15 protein-coding genes are annotated in these 15,777 nt (G+C 63.4%); 10 read left to right on the forward strand and 5 right to left on the reverse strand.

The features are described 5' to 3' along the window. Positions 1–19 precede the first annotated feature (19 nt). From NKJ11_RS16015 to curA, 10 genes are all read left to right on the forward strand, one after another. A complete protein-coding gene (locus NKJ11_RS16015) occupies positions 20–1,054 on the forward strand; it encodes an ABC transporter substrate-binding protein (protein WP_023809077.1) in 1,035 nt (344 codons plus the stop codon). 11 nt (positions 1,055–1,065) lie between these two features. Then, positions 1,066–2,067, forward strand: a complete 1,002-nt coding sequence (locus tag NKJ11_RS16020; protein WP_352610009.1) for an ABC transporter permease — start codon at positions 1,066–1,068, stop codon at positions 2,065–2,067. Further along, a complete protein-coding gene (locus tag NKJ11_RS16025; protein WP_023809075.1) occupies positions 2,061–2,852 on the forward strand; it encodes an ABC transporter ATP-binding protein in 792 nt (263 codons plus the stop codon). Before NKJ11_RS16020 ends, NKJ11_RS16025 begins: the two co-directional genes overlap by 7 nt. After that, complete coding sequence (locus NKJ11_RS16030; protein WP_352610013.1) at positions 2,849–3,187, forward strand: hypothetical protein; 339 nt, start codon at positions 2,849–2,851, stop codon at positions 3,185–3,187. Before NKJ11_RS16025 ends, NKJ11_RS16030 begins: the two co-directional genes overlap by 4 nt. 2 nt (positions 3,188–3,189) lie before the next feature. Further along, positions 3,190–4,209: an isopenicillin N synthase family dioxygenase gene (locus NKJ11_RS16035; protein ID WP_128302598.1), complete on the forward strand. Its 1,020-nt coding sequence runs from the start codon at positions 3,190–3,192 to the stop codon at positions 4,207–4,209. Positions 4,210–4,642: 433 nt separating this feature from the next. Further along, positions 4,643–5,674 (forward strand): amino acid ABC transporter substrate-binding protein, encoded by a 1,032-nt coding sequence (locus NKJ11_RS16040; protein WP_352610015.1) that lies wholly within the window; start codon positions 4,643–4,645, stop codon positions 5,672–5,674. Between the two features lie 58 nt (positions 5,675–5,732). Beyond that, positions 5,733–6,881 carry an amino acid ABC transporter permease gene (locus tag NKJ11_RS16045; RefSeq protein WP_352553657.1) on the forward strand — a complete coding sequence of 383 codons (1,149 nt, stop codon included), beginning with the start codon at positions 5,733–5,735 and terminating at the stop codon, positions 6,879–6,881. Next, positions 6,878–7,960, forward strand: a complete 1,083-nt coding sequence (locus NKJ11_RS16050) for an amino acid ABC transporter permease (RefSeq protein WP_032908639.1) — start codon at positions 6,878–6,880, stop codon at positions 7,958–7,960. Before NKJ11_RS16045 ends, NKJ11_RS16050 begins: the two co-directional genes overlap by 4 nt. Before the next feature lie 166 nt (positions 7,961–8,126). Then, the gene (locus NKJ11_RS16055) at positions 8,127–9,449 is read left to right on the forward strand and encodes an LLM class flavin-dependent oxidoreductase (RefSeq protein ID WP_352553652.1); all 1,323 of its coding nucleotides are present in this window, start codon (positions 8,127–8,129) and stop codon (positions 9,447–9,449) included. Positions 9,450–9,473: 24 nt separating this feature from the next. Further along, positions 9,474–10,493, forward strand: a complete 1,020-nt coding sequence (gene curA / locus NKJ11_RS16060; protein WP_352793753.1) for an NADPH-dependent curcumin/dihydrocurcumin reductase — start codon at positions 9,474–9,476, stop codon at positions 10,491–10,493. A 169-nt stretch (positions 10,494–10,662) separates the two neighbouring features. Here curA and NKJ11_RS16065 read toward each other — a convergent pair whose 3' ends face one another. From NKJ11_RS16065 to NKJ11_RS16085, 5 genes are read right to left on the reverse strand one after another with little or no spacing between them, the layout of a single operon-like run. Further along, complete coding sequence (locus tag NKJ11_RS16065) at positions 10,663–11,979, reverse strand: aspartate aminotransferase family protein (protein WP_352440723.1); 1,317 nt, start codon at positions 11,977–11,979, stop codon at positions 10,663–10,665. Beyond that, complete coding sequence (locus NKJ11_RS16070) at positions 11,976–12,743, reverse strand: N-formylglutamate amidohydrolase (protein WP_352440722.1); 768 nt, start codon at positions 12,741–12,743, stop codon at positions 11,976–11,978. Before NKJ11_RS16070 ends, NKJ11_RS16065 begins: the two co-directional genes overlap by 4 nt. Beyond that, a complete protein-coding gene (locus NKJ11_RS16075; RefSeq protein WP_352440721.1) occupies positions 12,743–14,065 on the reverse strand; it encodes a type I glutamate--ammonia ligase in 1,323 nt (440 codons plus the stop codon). Before NKJ11_RS16075 ends, NKJ11_RS16070 begins: the two co-directional genes overlap by 1 nt. Beyond that, positions 14,062–14,709: a cysteine hydrolase family protein gene (locus NKJ11_RS16080; RefSeq protein ID WP_023809063.1), complete on the reverse strand. Its 648-nt coding sequence runs from the start codon at positions 14,707–14,709 to the stop codon at positions 14,062–14,064. The genes NKJ11_RS16075 and NKJ11_RS16080 overlap by 4 nt, the downstream gene beginning before the upstream one ends. Next, positions 14,706–15,644: a MurR/RpiR family transcriptional regulator gene (locus NKJ11_RS16085; protein ID WP_352793754.1), complete on the reverse strand. Its 939-nt coding sequence runs from the start codon at positions 15,642–15,644 to the stop codon at positions 14,706–14,708. The genes NKJ11_RS16080 and NKJ11_RS16085 overlap by 4 nt, the downstream gene beginning before the upstream one ends. Positions 15,645–15,777 lie beyond the last annotated feature (133 nt).

The following is a 15,777-nucleotide window of genomic DNA, read 5'->3' on the forward strand; positions in this document are numbered from 1 at the left end:
CCGGTCACAGGAGGGTACAATGACTTCCAGCAGGAAAATCGGGGCAACATCGAAGATCTCGCGGCGCGGCGTGTTGCGCGCCGCCGGCACACTCGGTGTTGGCGCCGCGGCTGTGGCCCTGCTCGCCAGGCCGACCAGCTACGCCATAGCCGGCAATGCGACCAAGGTGCGGTTGTCATGGACCGAGTTCGCGGCCTGCCATTCGCCGATCGCCTTCGCCCTTTCGAAGGGCATCTATGCCAGGCATGATCTCGACATCGAACTCTACTATCAAGGTGCCAGCGGCCAGACGCTGATCCAGTCGATCGCCACCAACAAGACGGATGCCGGCGCCGGCTTGCTCTATGACTGGGTCAAGCCGCTGGAGCAGGGGCTGGACGTCAAGCTGTTCGTCGGCTCACATGGCGGCTGTACAAGGCTGCTGGCGTCCGAGGCCTCCGGCGTCACCACGCTCGAAGGTCTGAAGGGCAAGACCATCGTCTCCTATGACGTCGCCAGCCCGCCAAAGCACTCCTTCCAGGTTGCGCTGGCCAAGGCAGGCCTCGATCCCGAAAATGATGTGAACTGGCTCAACGTGCCGTTCGATCTGGTCGGCGAAACGGTTGGCAAGGGTCAGGCCGATGCGCTGGCGCATCTCGATCCGTGGGCCTATTCCCACAAGAAGAAGTTCGACCTTGTGGAAGTCGCCAACACGCAAACCGGCTCGTTCGAAGGTGCAGTCTGCTGTGTGCTTGGCGTCAATTCGGCTTTCCTGGATGCCAACAAGGATGCCATCCGGCGGTTGGCCGAGGCCGACATCGAGATCCACGAATATGCCGCGGCGCATCCAGATGAGGTGGCAAAGTGGTTCGTCGACAATCTCAACCCGGGTTTCCCCTTTGAAGATATCCGCGACGAGATTGCGTCATGGGTGTTGCACAACCATCCGGTCGGCAAGGATCTGCAGGATCAGGTGAAGCATGCGGCCGCTGATCTGTCGCTGATCAAGGTGCTCGATCCCACCACCGACCCGGCGGAACTCGCGCAGCGGGTGACGGTCGACATTCTGGCCTGACGGTTGCGGTGATGAGCGCAGCGATCGACGAGGACGCAGGCGAAAAGAGTGTTTCTTCCGCTTCTGCCGGGCCGGTGTGGAAGCACGGGCTCTATGCCGCCTCGGCTTGGCTGCTCGCTGCCATTGTCACGATTGCCTTCCCCGATGTCGTTCCGTGGGGTAGCCGCGATGTCTTCGTCGCCCTGCTGGTCGCCGGAGCGATGATCCTGGCCGGTCTTGCATTCAGCGTCGAAAAGCTTGGCGGATTTGGCCGCGGGCTGATGCACTACGGTCCATGGCTGATTGTGCTGGGCCTTTGGTTCGCGGTCTGGGAGTTGATCACCGCCAAGCTCGGCTGGATGCCGAAACCATTCTTCACGCCGCCGCACGGCCTCCTGCATGTCTATATCGTCGACTGGCAACGCATCCTCATCTGCATCGCTTACACCGCGCGGCTGTGGACCATCGGCTTCTTCAGCGGCATCATTGTCGGCTTCATTGGCGGCGTGGCGCTAGGCTGGTCCAAAAACTTCGCCTATTGGGGCATGCCGGTGCTGAAGCTGATCGGCCCCGTGCCGGCGAGCGCCTGGATCCCGGCAACCTTCTTCCTGTTCCCGACGACGTTCCAGGCGAGCCTGTTCCTGGTCGCGCTTGCATCCGGCATACCGGTCGCGATCCTGACCGCGTCGGGCGTCAACTCGGTCAACCGCTCCTTCTACGACGTGGCGCGTACGCTTGGCGCCAGCAGCCGCTATCTGGTTCTTCGCGTGGCGATACCGGCCGCTCTGCCGCATGTCTTCGTCGGCCTGTTCATGGGGCTGTATTATTCCTTTGCCGTGCTGGTGGTCGCCGAAATGCTCGGCGCGAAATACGGTCTGGGCTGGTATCTGCAGTTCCAGACGGCCTATTCGGCCTACGCCAACGTCTACGCGATGCTGATCGTCATGGCATTGCTCTGCTCGGGTCTGGTCAAGCTGCTGTTCGTCGCGCGCGACCGGCTGCTCGTTTGGCAGAAGGGTGTCGTACAATGGTAGCCTTCGGCACCACTCGCGTCGCGGTCGATAACTCTGCCGGTCTTTCCGTCGACTTTCACGGCGTCTCGCATCAGTACGATCTGGATGGGCAACCCTTGCCGGTGCTGCGCCAGATCGACCTGGCCGTGGCGCCAGGCGAGTTCGTGGCGCTGCTCGGTCCGTCCGGCTGCGGCAAGTCGACCCTGCTGCGGCTGGCGGCAGGGCTGGAACGGCCAAGCAGCGGTGAGGTGCTGGCAAACGGGACAATCGTCGCCAGACCGGATCCGTCGCGCGTCCTGGTGTTTCAGGACCCGACGCTGTTTCCGTGGCGGACCGTTCGCGACAATGTCGCCATCGGGCCGGAAGCGCGCGGCGTCCTGCCTGGCAGTCAGAAGCGGATCGATGGTGCGCTTCGCCTGGTCAAGCTCGAGGCTTTCGCCTCCGCCTTTCCGCACCAGCTGTCCGGCGGCATGGCGCAACGCGCCGCGCTGGCGCGTGCCCTGATCAACGACCCGCGCCTGCTGTTGCTCGATGAGCCGCTGGGCCGGCTGGACTCACTCACCCGGCTGACCATGCAGGAGGAGCTTTTGGCGCTCTGGCGGCAGGCCGAATACACGGTCATTCTGGTCACCCACGATGTCGAAGAGGCGCTGCTGTTGTCCGGGCGCGTCATCGTGCTGACCGAGCGCCCGGCACGCATCAAGGCCGAGGTCGCGGTCGATCTGCCCTACCCCCGGCGGCGTGACGATCCGCGCATCGTAGCCCAACGCCAGCACATCCTCGAGATTCTCGGGTTCTCGGCATGACCGAAAATACGTCGGCATCGGTCAGAAAACTGTTTTCGCCGCGCTGGCTGGAAGCGGCGGGAATTGTCCTGACGCTCATTGCTCTCGTCTGGTGGGCGATCGTCTACGCACAGGTCATGTCGAACACCGGATTTCCAATCGAGCGCACCCTGCCATGTCTGCTGCAGACGTCTGACCGCTGCTCGCTTGCCATGTCGTTGTGCAAGACTTGGCATTTCCTCGGCATCCGGCGCTATTCGCCCGAACTGTTGTGGGCCGGAGCGATCATTTCCAGCTTCGCGCTTCTGTGGGGGAGCTCCATGCAAAATCCAAAGCAGAAAAAAGAAGGAACCTGACCATGCCCAGAATTGTGCCGGTGCTCGATCTGAGCCGTCTCGAACAAGGTGCCTCCGAATATCGTACCTTTCTCCTGGACCTGCGCACGGCGGCGCGAGACGTTGGCTTCTTCTACCTCAGCGGCCACGGAATTTCCGCCTCGGAGATCGACGACGTGCTCGATGCCTCGCGCCGGTTCTTCGCGCTGCCGGAGGCCGACAAGCTGGCGATCGAAATGGTCAAATCCCAGCAGTTCCGCGGCTACACCCGCGCCGGTGGCGAACTGACCAGGGGCGCGGCCGATTGGCGTGAGCAACTCGATTTAGGCGTCGAGCGCCAGCCCATAGCGCAGGGACCTGGAATTGCACCATGGACAAGGTTGCAGGGACCGAACCAGTGGCCGTCTGCATTGCCGGAGCTCAAGCCGGCACTGCTTGCATGGCAGGCCAAGGCGACCGCGGTGGCGATTCGGCTGCTGAAGGCCTTCGCGCTGTCGCTTGACCAGCCGGAGGATGCCTTCGACGCGATCTACCGGGACTCGCCCAACCATCGCATGAAGATCGTCCGTTATCCCGGCCGTGACGCGACCGAAGGCGACCAGGGCGTCGGCGCGCACAAGGATGGCGGTTTCCTGACCCTGCTGCTGCAGGACGACAACAAGGGGCTGCAGGTCGAATATGACGGAAGCTGGGTGAATGTGGATCCGCTGGCGGGAACGCTGGTCGTCAACATCGGCGAACTGCTCGAACTGGCATCGAATGGCTATCTGCGGGCCACCGTGCACCGCGTCGTGACGCCGCCTGCCGGCGTCGAGCGGATTTCCGTCCCGTTCTTCTTCAGCGCGCGGCTCGATGCGACCATCCCGCTTCTCGGCCTTTCCGAGGAACTGGCGGCGCAGGCGCGCGGACCGGCAAGCGATCCCGACAACCCGTTGTTCCGCGATGTCGGAACCAACGTGCTCAAAAGCCGGCTGCGTTCACATCCCGACGTGGCACGCCGCCACTACGCTGATCTCCTCCAGACCGGAACCGCGGGCTCGTAACGGCTGCTGAGCACGAATTTTTGCTCATTTGTATATTTTTGGAATTCCATTCGTCGCCAAGTAACCAAAATAGGCTCAAACAGGTAAAATCGTTCGGCGGGTTCCTCCCATTCCGCTGAACGGTGTTCCCCTCTGAAGGTTTAACCTTCTTTTGGCCGGGCCGTATTCGAGCCCGGCCATTTTTTTGTCCCGGGATATTCTTCTTCAGCCGCGCTGGAACGTGTCTTTCGCGAGGGAACACATTCGGGAACGGTGCAGGTTCGCATTCGCCGCCAATGGGCATTTTCGAAGCAATCTGCTTTCCGGACAGGCAGAAAATTGGATTGCCGTTCCTTAGTCTACAAAAATTATAGAGTTAACTTCGGGGCAGTCGAACAGAGCGGGGGACGTTCCGCGATCGGCTGACAACAATGAACCTCAGGAGTTGACTGACATGACGATTGCAATGCGGCTTGGCGCCGGTTGGAGGACGGCACTGGCGACGACGCTGGTGGTGGCGGGATTGTTTTCGACCGCGACCTATGCGGGCCCGACGCTCGACAAGATCAAGGAGCGTGGCTCCATCAAGGTCGGTGTCGGCACGACACCCGGTTTCTTCTCGCCGGACAGCAACGGTCGCTGGCAAGGCTTCTTCGCCGACTATGGACGCGCCCTGGCGATCACTGTCTTTGGCGACCCGGACAAGGTGGAGTTCACCAACTCTTCGCCGCAGCAGCGCCTGCCGGCGCTCCAGGCCGGTGAGTTCGACATTCTGCTGTCGGGCGTGACGGTAACGATCACGCGTGCCTTCCAGCTCGGCTTCCATTTCGGTCCGACGGTTTTCTACGACGGCCAGGGCATCCTTGTGCGCAAGGACCTCGGCGTCACCAAGGCTGCCGACCTGGACGGTGCCACGATCGGCGTTCAGAGCGGTACGACCGGCGAGTTGAACATCGCCGATTTTTTCCGCAAGACCGGCAAGAAGTTCACACCGGTGACGATCGAGGATACCGGCGAATTCATCAACGCACTGGAGACAGGGCGCGTCGACGCCATCACGCAGGACTCGTCCGATCTCGTTGGCAAGCGCACCCAGCTGAAGAAGCCCGATGACTACATTATCCTGCCCGAGCGGCTGTCGAAGGAGCCGCTCGCACCGGCAATCGCCGGTGGCGACGACCGCTGGCTCGAAATCGTCAACTGGACGGTCAACGCAACCATCCAGGCCGAGGAATGGGGCATCACCAGCAAGAATGTCGACGAGTTCCTGAAATCGCCGGATCCGGCCATCCAGCGCTTTCTCGGCGTCGACCCGTCGCTCGCCCAGGCGATCGGCCTCGATCCGAAATGGGCCTATAATATCGTCAAGACTGTCGGCAATTACGGCGAAATCTATGACCGGAACCTGAAACCGCTCGGTTGGGAGCGCGGCTACAACAGCCTGTGGACCAACGGTGGTCTGCTGTACTCACCGCCGTTCCGCTGAGACCCTTCAGCCAATGTCATTGACGGACGAAACCGTGCCGGGTCCAGACGGACCCGGCATGTTACGCAAGTTGTCCAGGTGGTGGGGCGACTGGCCGCTGACCCAGATCGCGGTGATCGCGGCTGTCATCGCCCTGTTCTGGCTGCTCGGCCACAACACCGCCGCGACCATGGCGCGCATCGGCATCACGCCGGGGTTCGACTTCCTCGGCAGGCCGGCGAATTTCGAGATCGGCGAGGCGCCGATCGCCTTCAGGGCGGGCGACCCCTATGCGCGCGCGATCCTGGCCGGTCTTCTGAACACGCTGACGGTGGCAGCGCTTGGATGTCTGCTCGCCACGATCCTCGGCGTTGCTCTCGGTGTTGCCGGCCTCTCAGGCAATCTGTTGCTGGCCGCGCTCGTGCGCTGGTATGTCGAGATCGTCCGCAACACGCCGCTTCTGCTTCAGCTGTTCTTCTGGATTTCGCTGGCAAAATCGTTTCCCTCGCCACGCCAGGCGCTCTCGGTCTTCGGCAGTTTCTTCCTCACCAACCGGGGCGTGTTCGTTCCCGGGCTCGCCTTTCATGGTGTGTCGGCGCCGACGCTCTGGCTGCTTGTCGGCCTCGCCTTGGCCTATATGGCTTTCCTTTGGAGGGCGCGGCGCGAGGGCAGCTTGCCTGCCAGGCGGCTGGGCATCGCAACCGCGGGGCTGCTGGCTGGCGTTGTGCTGACCTTTCCTCTAACCGGAGCCGGTGCGAGCTGGGAGATACCGGCGCTGGCTGGCTTCAACATTCGCGGCGGCTACAATCTGACGCCGGAATTCACGGCACTGTTGACGGGCCTGGTGGTCAAGTTTTCGGCGGCAATCGCCGAGATCGTGCGAGCCGGCATCCAGTCGGTCGACCGTGGCCAATGGGAAGCGTCCCGGGCGCTTGGCCTGCACAGCGGCCAGATCATGCGGCTCGTCGTGCTGCCGCAGGCCTTGCGCGTCATCACGCCGCTGACAACGTCCAGCTACCTGGACCTGACCAAGGATTCCAGCCTTGCGGTTGCCATCGGCTACCCTGATCTCGTCAGCATCATCAACACCACCGCCAACACGACCGGGCAGTCGCTGGAAGCGCTGACACTGCTGATAGGCATCTATCTGGCGATCAACCTGTCCGTATCGGCCGCCATGAACCACTACAACCGGCGTGTCGCTCTCAGAGGAATTGCGAGGACATGAGCATCTCCGACGCTGTTTACCTACGACCGTGGCGATCGTCGGCAACGCTGCGGACGTTGAAGATCGGGCTTTTCGGCACCCCGCTCAATTCAGTCATCACCCTGGTTACGGTGGCGTTGCTGGGCTGGATCGTACCGCCACTGCTGCGCTGGGGAGTATTCGACGCGACATGGACCGGAACCTCAGCCGACTGTGCACTCGCCAACGGCGCATGCTGGGCGTTCGTGGGGGCGAAATTCCGCTTCATCCTGTTCGCCTTCTATCCGCCGGCGCTGCAATGGCGCCCGCTCGTCGTCATGGTGCTGCTGCTGGGGCTCCTCGTCATCACCGCTCAGCCGCGATTTTGGCGCAAGGGATTGCTCGTCGCCTGGCCTGTCGTCGTCGTCGCCAGCTGGATCCTGATGTCCGGCACGCTGGTGCCTCCCGCCGTCCCATCGAACCAGTGGGGCGGGCTGGCCGTGACGCTGTTCGTATGGTCGGTCTGCTTCGGACTGGCGACGCCGCTGGCGATCCTGCTCGCCCTGGCGCGGCGTTCCGGCATGGGCGGCCTGCGCACGCTTGCGATCGCCTTTATCGAACTGATGCGTGGCACGCCGATGGTGGCCATCCTCTATGTGGCGATGCTCATCCTGCCAATGGCCATTCCGAATGGCCAGCTGATCGACAAGAATGTCCGGGCGATGATCATGATCACGCTGTTCTGGTCGGCCTATGTCGCCGAGGTCGTTCGTGCCGGCCTCCAGGCAATACCGGCGGGCCAGCACGAGGCCGCGACCGCGCTTGGCCTCGGCTATTGGCGCACGATGCAGCTCGTTGTCCTGCCGCAGGCGCTGCGTCTGGTCATTCCCGGCATGGTCAATCTGGCGATCGGCTTCCTGCTGGCGACATCGCTGCTTGCCGTCATCGGCATTTTCGACCTGCTCAATGCGGCCCGATCCTCGGCGGCCGATCCGCAGTGGCTCGGCTACTACGACGAGGCTTATCTGTTCGCTGCGCTGATCTATTTCGTGCTGTGCTTCGGCGGCTCACGCTACAGCCTCTGGCTGGAGACATATCTGCGCCGGTCGCAGCGACACTGAGCCCATAAAGCTCGCCGGCGGAGCGCTGTGCCATTTTGCGCTGGCGGCGGGGAAGCGAATGCTGCGGAAGCGCGTGGCGGGGGAACGCAATACCTTCCCCGTGCCTTGATGGAGGTCGATCCTCGTCGAGATTTGTTCAATCTCCAACGTCCGAGATATCCGCCACATGACACGAAAACAATTGCGCCTCGGCGCCTTCATGCGCCCCGTCAGTCTGCACACCGGCGCCTGGCGTTACCCGGGCGCCTATCCCGATGCCAATTTCAATTTCGCGCATCTGAAACGCTTCGCCCAGACGCTGGAGGCGGCGAAATTCGACGCGTTCTTCATGGCCGACCATCTGGCCGTTCTCAACATGCCGATCGAGGCGCTGCGGCGCAGCCACACTGTCACGTCGTTCGAGCCATTCACGCTGCTGTCGGCGCTCGCCGCCGTCACCGACCATATCGGGCTGGTCGCTACCGCATCGACGACGTTCGACGCGCCCTATCATGTTGCCCGCCGCTTCGCCTCGCTGGACCATATCAGCGGCGGACGCGCCGGCTGGAACATCGTCACCACGTCCAACCCTGACGCGGCGCTGAACTTCGGCCTCGACGAGCATGTCGAGCATGATGAGCGTTATCGGCGGGCACGGGAATTCTACGATGTCGTCACCGGCCTGTGGGACAGCTTCGCCGACGATGCATTCATCCGCGACGCCGAAAGCGGGCTCTATTTCGACCCCGCAAAGCTGCATGTGCTTGACCATAAGGGCGAGCATCTTTCGGTGCGCGGTCCGCTCAACATTGCGCGGCCTATCCAAGGCTGGCCGGTCATCGTCCAGGCCGGCGCCTCGGAGGCGGGGCGACAGCTGGCTGCCGAAACGGCGGAAGTCATTTTCGCCGCCCATGCCGATCTCGCCTCGGGGCAGCGTTTCTTCGCCGACGTCAAAGGCCGTGCGGAGAAACTTGGCCGCTCGCGCGACGACATCAAAATCCTGCCCGGTGCCTTTGTCGTGGTCGGCGACAGCGTCGAGGACGCGCAGGCCAAACGGGCCAAGCTCGACAGCCTCGTCTATTACGAGAGCGGCATCGCCTCGCTGTCGATCGCGATCGGACATGATGCGTCCGGTTTTGATCCCGACGCGCCCTTGCCCGAAATCCCCGAGACCAATGCCTCGAAGAGTGGCCGCGAGCGCGTCATCGAACTGGCGCGCGAGGAGAACCTGACCGTTAGGCAGCTTGCGCAAAGGCTGGGCGGCTATTCCGGGCTTGCTTTTGTCGGCACGCCTGAAACAATCGCCGACGAGATGGAGGAATGGCTGGTTGCCGAGGGCTCCGACGGGTTCAACATCATGTTTCCCTACCTGCCGGCAGGGCTCGATGATTTTGCCGAGAAAGTGGTGCCGGAATTGCAACGGCGAGGCATCTTCAGGCGGCAATATGAGGGGTCGACACTGCGCGAGAATCTCGGCCTGAAGCGGCCGCCCAACCGGTTTTTCGAGTAGAACATCCTTCGCGGAGAGGTCTCCATGTCAATCCAGTCCAACACCCGCATCGTGCTCGCGGCGCGACCGCAAGGCCGGCCGAAGCCGGATCATTTCCGCATCGAGACGGTCGACCTTGACCAGCCGGGAGAGCGCGAACTGCTGTTGCAGATTCTTTATCTGTCGCTCGATCCCTATATGCGCGGTCGTATGAACGCCACCAGATCCTATGCCAGGCCGGTCGATGTCGACGGTGTGATGGAGGGCGGCACCGTCGCGCGTGTGATGATCTCTCGCCATCCGGAGTTTGCTGAAGGCGACATCGTCCTGTCCCACTCCGGATGGCAGAGTTTCGCCCTGTCCGACGGTGTCGGGCTGCGCAAGCTCGATCCCGCGGCGGCGCCCATCACGACCGCACTGGGTGTGCTCGGAATGCCGGGCTTCACGGCCTATGCCGGTCTGCTCACCATCGGACAGCCGAAGCCTGGCGAAACGGTCGTCGTGGCGGCCGCCAGCGGTGCGGTCGGGTCGGCCGTCGGCCAGATCGCGCGCATCAAGGGAGCGCGTGCCGTCGGCATTGCCGGCGGTGCCGAAAAGTGCGCCTTCGTGCGAGACGAGCTGGGCTTTGACGCGGTCGTCGATCACCGGGCCGACGATTTTGCCGAGCAATTGAAGGCAGCTTGCCCCGGCGGCATCAACATCTATTTCGAGAATGTCGGCGGTCCTGTCTGGGACGCGGTGTTTCCGCTGCTGAACGAGTTTGCGCGTGTGCCGGTCTGCGGGCTGATCGCGCAGTACAACGTCATCGCGGATGCCGGCACCGACCGGTTGCCGACATTGATGCAGCAAGTGCTGCACCGCAGCCTGACGATCAGGGGTTTCATCCAGCGCGAATTTGTCGACCAGCGCCCGGCCTTCTACCGCGAGATGGCCGACTGGATAGCATCCGGCCGGGTTCGATACAGGGAAGATATCGTGGATGGCATCGAAAATGCGCCACAGGCCTTTCTTGGCCTTCTCGAAGGCAGGAATTTCGGCAAGCTGATCGTGCGTATCGCGGAATAGTTGCTGCGCAACAATCAGTCGGGGCTGCCTCGAGCAATTTCAGGAAAAGTGTGAAACGCTTTTCCGTCCGGATTGCGTAAAAACAAGGAGTTAGAGCGGGTCGCCGTTTCCGTGAAACGGTGAACTGCTCTAGGCAATTTCTGCCGCAGCCGTGGCCGCGCCTTTCTGTTCACCACATCATGAAGGAGGCGACGTCCGCGTCCGAGACCTCGCCGGCGTTGACGTCGGCGATCGCCTGGTCGACGATCGCCACGCCCTCCGCCACTTCGTCTTCCGTCAGCGTCAGCGGTGGCATGAACTCCAGCACATTGGCCTTCAACCCGACATAGGTGAAGGCTGCACCCAGCTCATAGCCGCGATAGATGATCTTGGCCGTGGTCGCCGCCGCAACCGGCTCACGTGTCGTGCGGCCCTTGACCAGTTCGACGCCGATGGCAAGGCCGCGCCCGCGCACATCACCGATGATCTCATGCCTGGCGGCAAGGGCTCGCAGCGCGTCGGAAAACAGCATGCCGATCCGCGCCGAGCGCTCGACCAGGCCGTCCGTCTCGATCGTCTTCAGCACCGCGTTGCCGGCCGATGTCGCCACCGGATTGCCGGCGGTTGTCTGCAGCGCGAAGGCCGGCGCATGGTCCATGATCTCCTTAGGGCCGATCACGGCCGACAACGGCAAGCCACCGCCGATGCCTTTGCCGAAGACGACGAGGTCCGGCGTCAGTCCTTCATGCTGGAAGCAGTGCATCATGCCGCTGCGAGCGAGCCCGACCTTGACCTCGTCGACGACAATCTTGATGCCGTGCCTGCGGCAACGCTCCTGCAATGCCTTGAGAAAGCCAGGCGGCGGCACGATCAGCCCGCCATCCGACATCAACGGCTCGATGAACACCGCCGCGACCTGATGCGGCGGGCAGGTGGTCTCGAACTGGTAGTCGAGCAGCGCAAGCACGTCGTCGCTGCTGAAATTCGGTCGGAACGGATCGGGATAAGGCAGCAGAAGCACGCCCGGCCGGGGTAGCGTGTGGGTCATGGCGGTATGGCCGCTGATGCCCATCGAGCCGGAGAGATTTCCGTGATAGGAGCCGATGAACGAGATGAAGCGCGAACGGCCGGTGGCCGCCTGCAGCACGCGCACCGCGCAGTCGTTGGCATCCGACCCGGAATGGCCGAACCAGACGCGCCGTTCGCCTTCTCCGGGCGTAATCGCCAGCAGCCGCTCCGCCAGCGATACGGCGGGCTCGTTCGGGTAGAGCAGCAGGCTGGCGCCGGCCATGTCGCGGATCGACGTCTCGACCGCTTCGACGATGGCCGGATGGCCGTAGCCGAGCACCGCCGGACCGGCCGATCCCGACAGGTCGAGCAAGGAGCGGCCGTCTTCCTCGATCAGCCGGTTGCCCCGGCCGCCGATGACGCTGAGCGGCGAGAAACGCAGCTTGCCGATCTGGGCGATGGTCGCGGCGTCACGTTCGCGCAAGCTGAGATTGCTCACGACACTTTCTCCGCCTTCTGTGCCGGCAGTGCCGCCGCCAGCCGGTCCGCCCATTCCTCGATGCCGCGCCGTGTCGACAAAAGGTCCTGCCGGATCTCGATGAGGACGGCGGCGATGCCGCGATCATCGCCATGGATGGGCACGGCGTAGTCGGCGTCACGGCTGATCACATAGGGCACGTTGGCCGCGACATTGAGCCCGGCGTCGGTGCGCAGGCCCGAAAGGATCGCTTCGGCGAGATCTCTTGCTTGGTCGTGCAGCACGCCGGCATGCCAGGGTCTGCTGACACCGAGGAAGACCGGCGTGAAGGAATGGATCGTCACGATCCGCGTCCGCCGGCCTGCCTGTGCCCGGCAGTCGAGATGCGCGGTCACCCGGTCATGAAACGGCGAAAAGATGATCTCGGCACGCCGGGTCCGCTCCGTCGCGTCGATGCCGACATTGCCGGGAATGCCGGTATCTTCCGACAGCACCGGAATGCTGCCCTGGGTATTGAGCGGCCGGTTGAGGTCGATCAGCAGCCGGGAGTAGCCGCTGAGGAAAGCTGGTGAATCGAGCTTCGCGGACAGCAGGCGGGTCACCTCGGCGGCGCCGATATCCCAGGCGATGTGGCGCTGCAGATGATTGGCATCGAGGCCGAGCTGTCGATACTCGGCCGGCATGTGGTTGGAGGCATGCTCGCACAACAGCACGATATCGGAACGGCCGTGCTCGTTGAGGACCTCGACGGCCTCCGGCCAATCTTTTTCGGTCCGTGCGGTCATCAATAGAGCGTCCGGTAGAGATCGCAGATGGAGGCCGGATCGAGACCGGCAAGACGCTCGGCTTCATGTCGTTTGAGGCCGACGAAAGTGTCGATGAAGACAGGCGCGAACCATCCCGTCACGGTGCCGTCGGCCAGCAACGCGTCCAGTGCCGCGGGCAGGGTTTCGGGCAGGCGCACTAGACCGAGACTTGCGCGCTCCGCCTCGCTCATCAGCGTCGGGTCGCCGGTGACCAAAGGTGGCGACGGCAGGCCCGCCTTCAGCCCTTCCAGCCCGGCGCGGATAATCGCCGCCAGCGACAGATAGGGATTGCCGGTGGCGTCCGCCGCCCGGTACTCGATATTGTACTGCCGCGCCGGATCGCGCCCCCCCATCGTCACTGTCGGGCAGATGCGCAGCGACGCCTCGCGGTCGCGGTCGGCGAGCCAGGTATAGGACGAACTCCAGCTGTGCGGCTTCAGCCGGTAGAAGGACGACACGCTCGACGCCGTCATCGCGGTCATTCCAGGCAGATGGCGCAGCACGCCGGCACAGAAGGCGCCGGCTTTGGCGGAAAGGCCGCCCGCCAGTGCCGGATCGTATGTCACCGGCTTGCCGGCCTCGTCGACGAAGCTGAAATGGATGTGGACGCCGTTGCCGACGGCAGTTGGCGCGGTTTTGGGCGCGAAGCTCGCACGCCAGCCGGCATTGCGCGCCAATTCGCGCGTGATTTCGCGGATGGCGACGGCGCGGTCGGCTGCCGTCAGCGCGTCCGCCGGCTCGTGCGTCACCTCGAACTGCTCGTCGCCGAATTCGGCAATGACCACTTCGGGTGCGACGCCGGCCTCCTCCAGCGCCGCCATCAGGTTGGGCGCGAAGGGGTCCGTGCGGCGCAATGCGGCGAAAGACATCGAATGCGCCGGCGCGAAGCCGCCGTCGGCGACATTGAATTCATGCTCGAAGGCGGCGATGACCGACAGGCCGGTTGCGGCTTTCAAATCGGCCGACGCCTCTTTGAGCATCGTGCGGGTGCAGCCGAGCCATGGGCTGCCGTCGAGCTCGACGATGTCGCCGGCGACCATGTCGAACGGCGTCGCCGATCCGGTGCGTGTCGTGCGAAAGCGCGCCTTGAGATCGGGGATCAGCCGCAGGTCGCCCGACGAGCCCCAGGGGTTGGGATCGACGATCGAGTTGAACGGCGTCAGCGACAGATTGGCCTGCAGCCAGCCGACCCCGGTCGTGGCGGTCTTCTGCAACTTGCTTTCGGCAACGAAACGGCCCCGCGTGACGGCGGAGAGATCCGTGGTGACGACGGCAACCAGAGGCTCGACGGTCGATGTCATGCCGGTTTTCCCAAAGCGTTGAAGCGGTCGACGACCGTGTCGGTGTCGGCCACCCAGCAGTAGCCGCCGAAGGCCTTGAGCGCGATGTCGTGGCGTTCCTGGGTGATGGTGGCGCAAGCATCCGATACGCAGGTGACGAGATAGCCGCGGTCGGCGCCGTCGCGCACCGCCATGTCGACGCATTGATCGGTCAGCACGCCGACCACGACGAGATAGCGGATGCCGAGGTTCTTGAGGAGATAGTCGACATTGGTCGAATTGAAGATGCCCGACGACGTCTTCGGCAGCATGATCTCGTCGCCAACCGGCGCCAGCGATGCCACCGGCAGTCCCTCGGGGAGGCTGGGTGCAATATGGATCGGTGTCAGCTTGTGGTCGAGCGAGCGGTCGCGGCCGTCTTCGGTCAGGCTCTGGATGATGGTGTGCAGCACCTCGACGCCATTGGCCCGCGCCGCGGCCAGCAGGCGCTCCTGGTTGGGGATCGTCCGCGAGGATGTCTGCCGGTAGAAATAATGATCGGGGCCACGCTCCGGATGCGACGGATCGGCGCCCGGCTCCAGCCAGATGCGCTGCATGTCGACGAGCAGCAGTGCCGTTTCGCCGGCACGGAAGGCTTCGTCTCGTTTGGGTAGGGCCTGGGTCATGCTTTGCCGTCCTGCTTTGCTGATTTGGGTCCCGGTGTCTTGCGGGGGCCGGGTGTCTTGCGCGCGCCGTTCTCTTGCGGGTCGCTGTCGAGTGTTACGGCATTGGCATGCCGCACCTTTTCGAGTCGCTCGATGCGGTTGCGGGACTCGTCGCCCAGCGTCGAAACGATATGGGCGACCAGCGCTTCCATCTGGGCGATCGCCGGCGCCAGCGTGTCGTAGGGCGAGGCGACTTCGAGCGGACTGACGATGGTGACTTCGGCAAGATCTGATATCGGCGACAGCCATTGGTCGGTGAACAGGACGATGCGAACATCGAGCGCCGCCGCTTGGCTCGCATAGGCCATCACATCAAGCTGATAGCGGCGATAGTCGAACACGACGAGCACGTCGCGGCGGTCGAGGTCGGCGAGCGTGTCGAAGGTCTGCGGGGAGAGCACACCAAGATCGCGAACCCCGGAGCGAAACTGCACGAGATAGCCGGCCAGCATGCCGGCGATGTGGCGGCTGAACCGGCCGCCAACCAGCACGACCTCGCCCTTGACCTCCATCAGCAGGCGGGCCGCCCGTTCGTATGTCTGGATGGGTGTCGCGGCGGTGGCTTTCTGCAAGGCCGTGGTGACGCTATCGAGATAGGCCAGCACGGCGCTGTCGTTGGAACCGCTCTGCCGCTTGGCCTCCATCATCAGCAGCGGCGAGTGCAGTCTTGCCTCGACTTCGGCCAGAAGCTTCGCCTGGAAATCCGGAAACCCTTCATAGCCGAGTTTTACGACCAGCCTCACCACGGTCGGATCGCTGACGCCAGCGCGCCGCGCAAGCGACGAAGCGGTGCCGAGGCCGGAGGTCGGATAGTCCGTCAACAGCAGCCGGACGATCTTCTCTTCCGACGGCGTCAGCGCAAGATCCCCGCGCATCAGAACATCGCGTATCGCCATGGGCCTCCCCGAAATCCATGTTCTCTTGTTTTGTCGAGTTTATTACAGAGATTTAAATCTTGGTCAACAATGAAGAGATGTTGACATTGTGTGATCGCTGGCCCTACCTTGTCGGAAAGCAGCCAAGAGACTG

The sequence above is a fragment of the Mesorhizobium sp. M0243 genome, assembly GCF_040321775.1.
Taxonomy (GTDB): Bacteria; Pseudomonadota; Alphaproteobacteria; order Rhizobiales; family Rhizobiaceae; genus Mesorhizobium.

Coding starts and splice junctions, on each gene's coding strand:
- NKJ11_RS16015 (WP_023809077.1), top strand. CDS start 20: ATGACTTCCAGCAGGAAAATCGGGGCAACATCGAAGATCTCGCGGCGC.
- NKJ11_RS16020 (WP_352610009.1), top strand. CDS start 1,066: ATGAGCGCAGCGATCGACGAGGACGCAGGCGAAAAGAGTGTTTCTTCC.
- NKJ11_RS16025 (WP_023809075.1), top strand. CDS start 2,061: ATGGTAGCCTTCGGCACCACTCGCGTCGCGGTCGATAACTCTGCCGGT.
- NKJ11_RS16030 (WP_352610013.1), top strand. CDS start 2,849: ATGACCGAAAATACGTCGGCATCGGTCAGAAAACTGTTTTCGCCGCGC.
- NKJ11_RS16035 (WP_128302598.1), top strand. CDS start 3,190: ATGCCCAGAATTGTGCCGGTGCTCGATCTGAGCCGTCTCGAACAAGGT.
- NKJ11_RS16040 (WP_352610015.1), top strand. CDS start 4,643: ATGACGATTGCAATGCGGCTTGGCGCCGGTTGGAGGACGGCACTGGCG.
- NKJ11_RS16045 (WP_352553657.1), top strand. CDS start 5,733: ATGTTACGCAAGTTGTCCAGGTGGTGGGGCGACTGGCCGCTGACCCAG.
- NKJ11_RS16050 (WP_032908639.1), top strand. CDS start 6,878: ATGAGCATCTCCGACGCTGTTTACCTACGACCGTGGCGATCGTCGGCA.
- NKJ11_RS16055 (WP_352553652.1), top strand. CDS start 8,127: ATGACACGAAAACAATTGCGCCTCGGCGCCTTCATGCGCCCCGTCAGT.
- curA (WP_352793753.1), top strand. CDS start 9,474: ATGTCAATCCAGTCCAACACCCGCATCGTGCTCGCGGCGCGACCGCAA.
- NKJ11_RS16070 (WP_352440722.1), bottom strand. CDS start 12,743: ATGACCGCACGGACCGAAAAAGATTGGCCGGAGGCCGTCGAGGTCCTC.
- NKJ11_RS16075 (WP_352440721.1), bottom strand. CDS start 14,065: ATGACATCGACCGTCGAGCCTCTGGTTGCCGTCGTCACCACGGATCTC.
- NKJ11_RS16080 (WP_023809063.1), bottom strand. CDS start 14,709: ATGACCCAGGCCCTACCCAAACGAGACGAAGCCTTCCGTGCCGGCGAA.
- NKJ11_RS16085 (WP_352793754.1), bottom strand. CDS start 15,644: ATGGCGATACGCGATGTTCTGATGCGCGGGGATCTTGCGCTGACGCCG.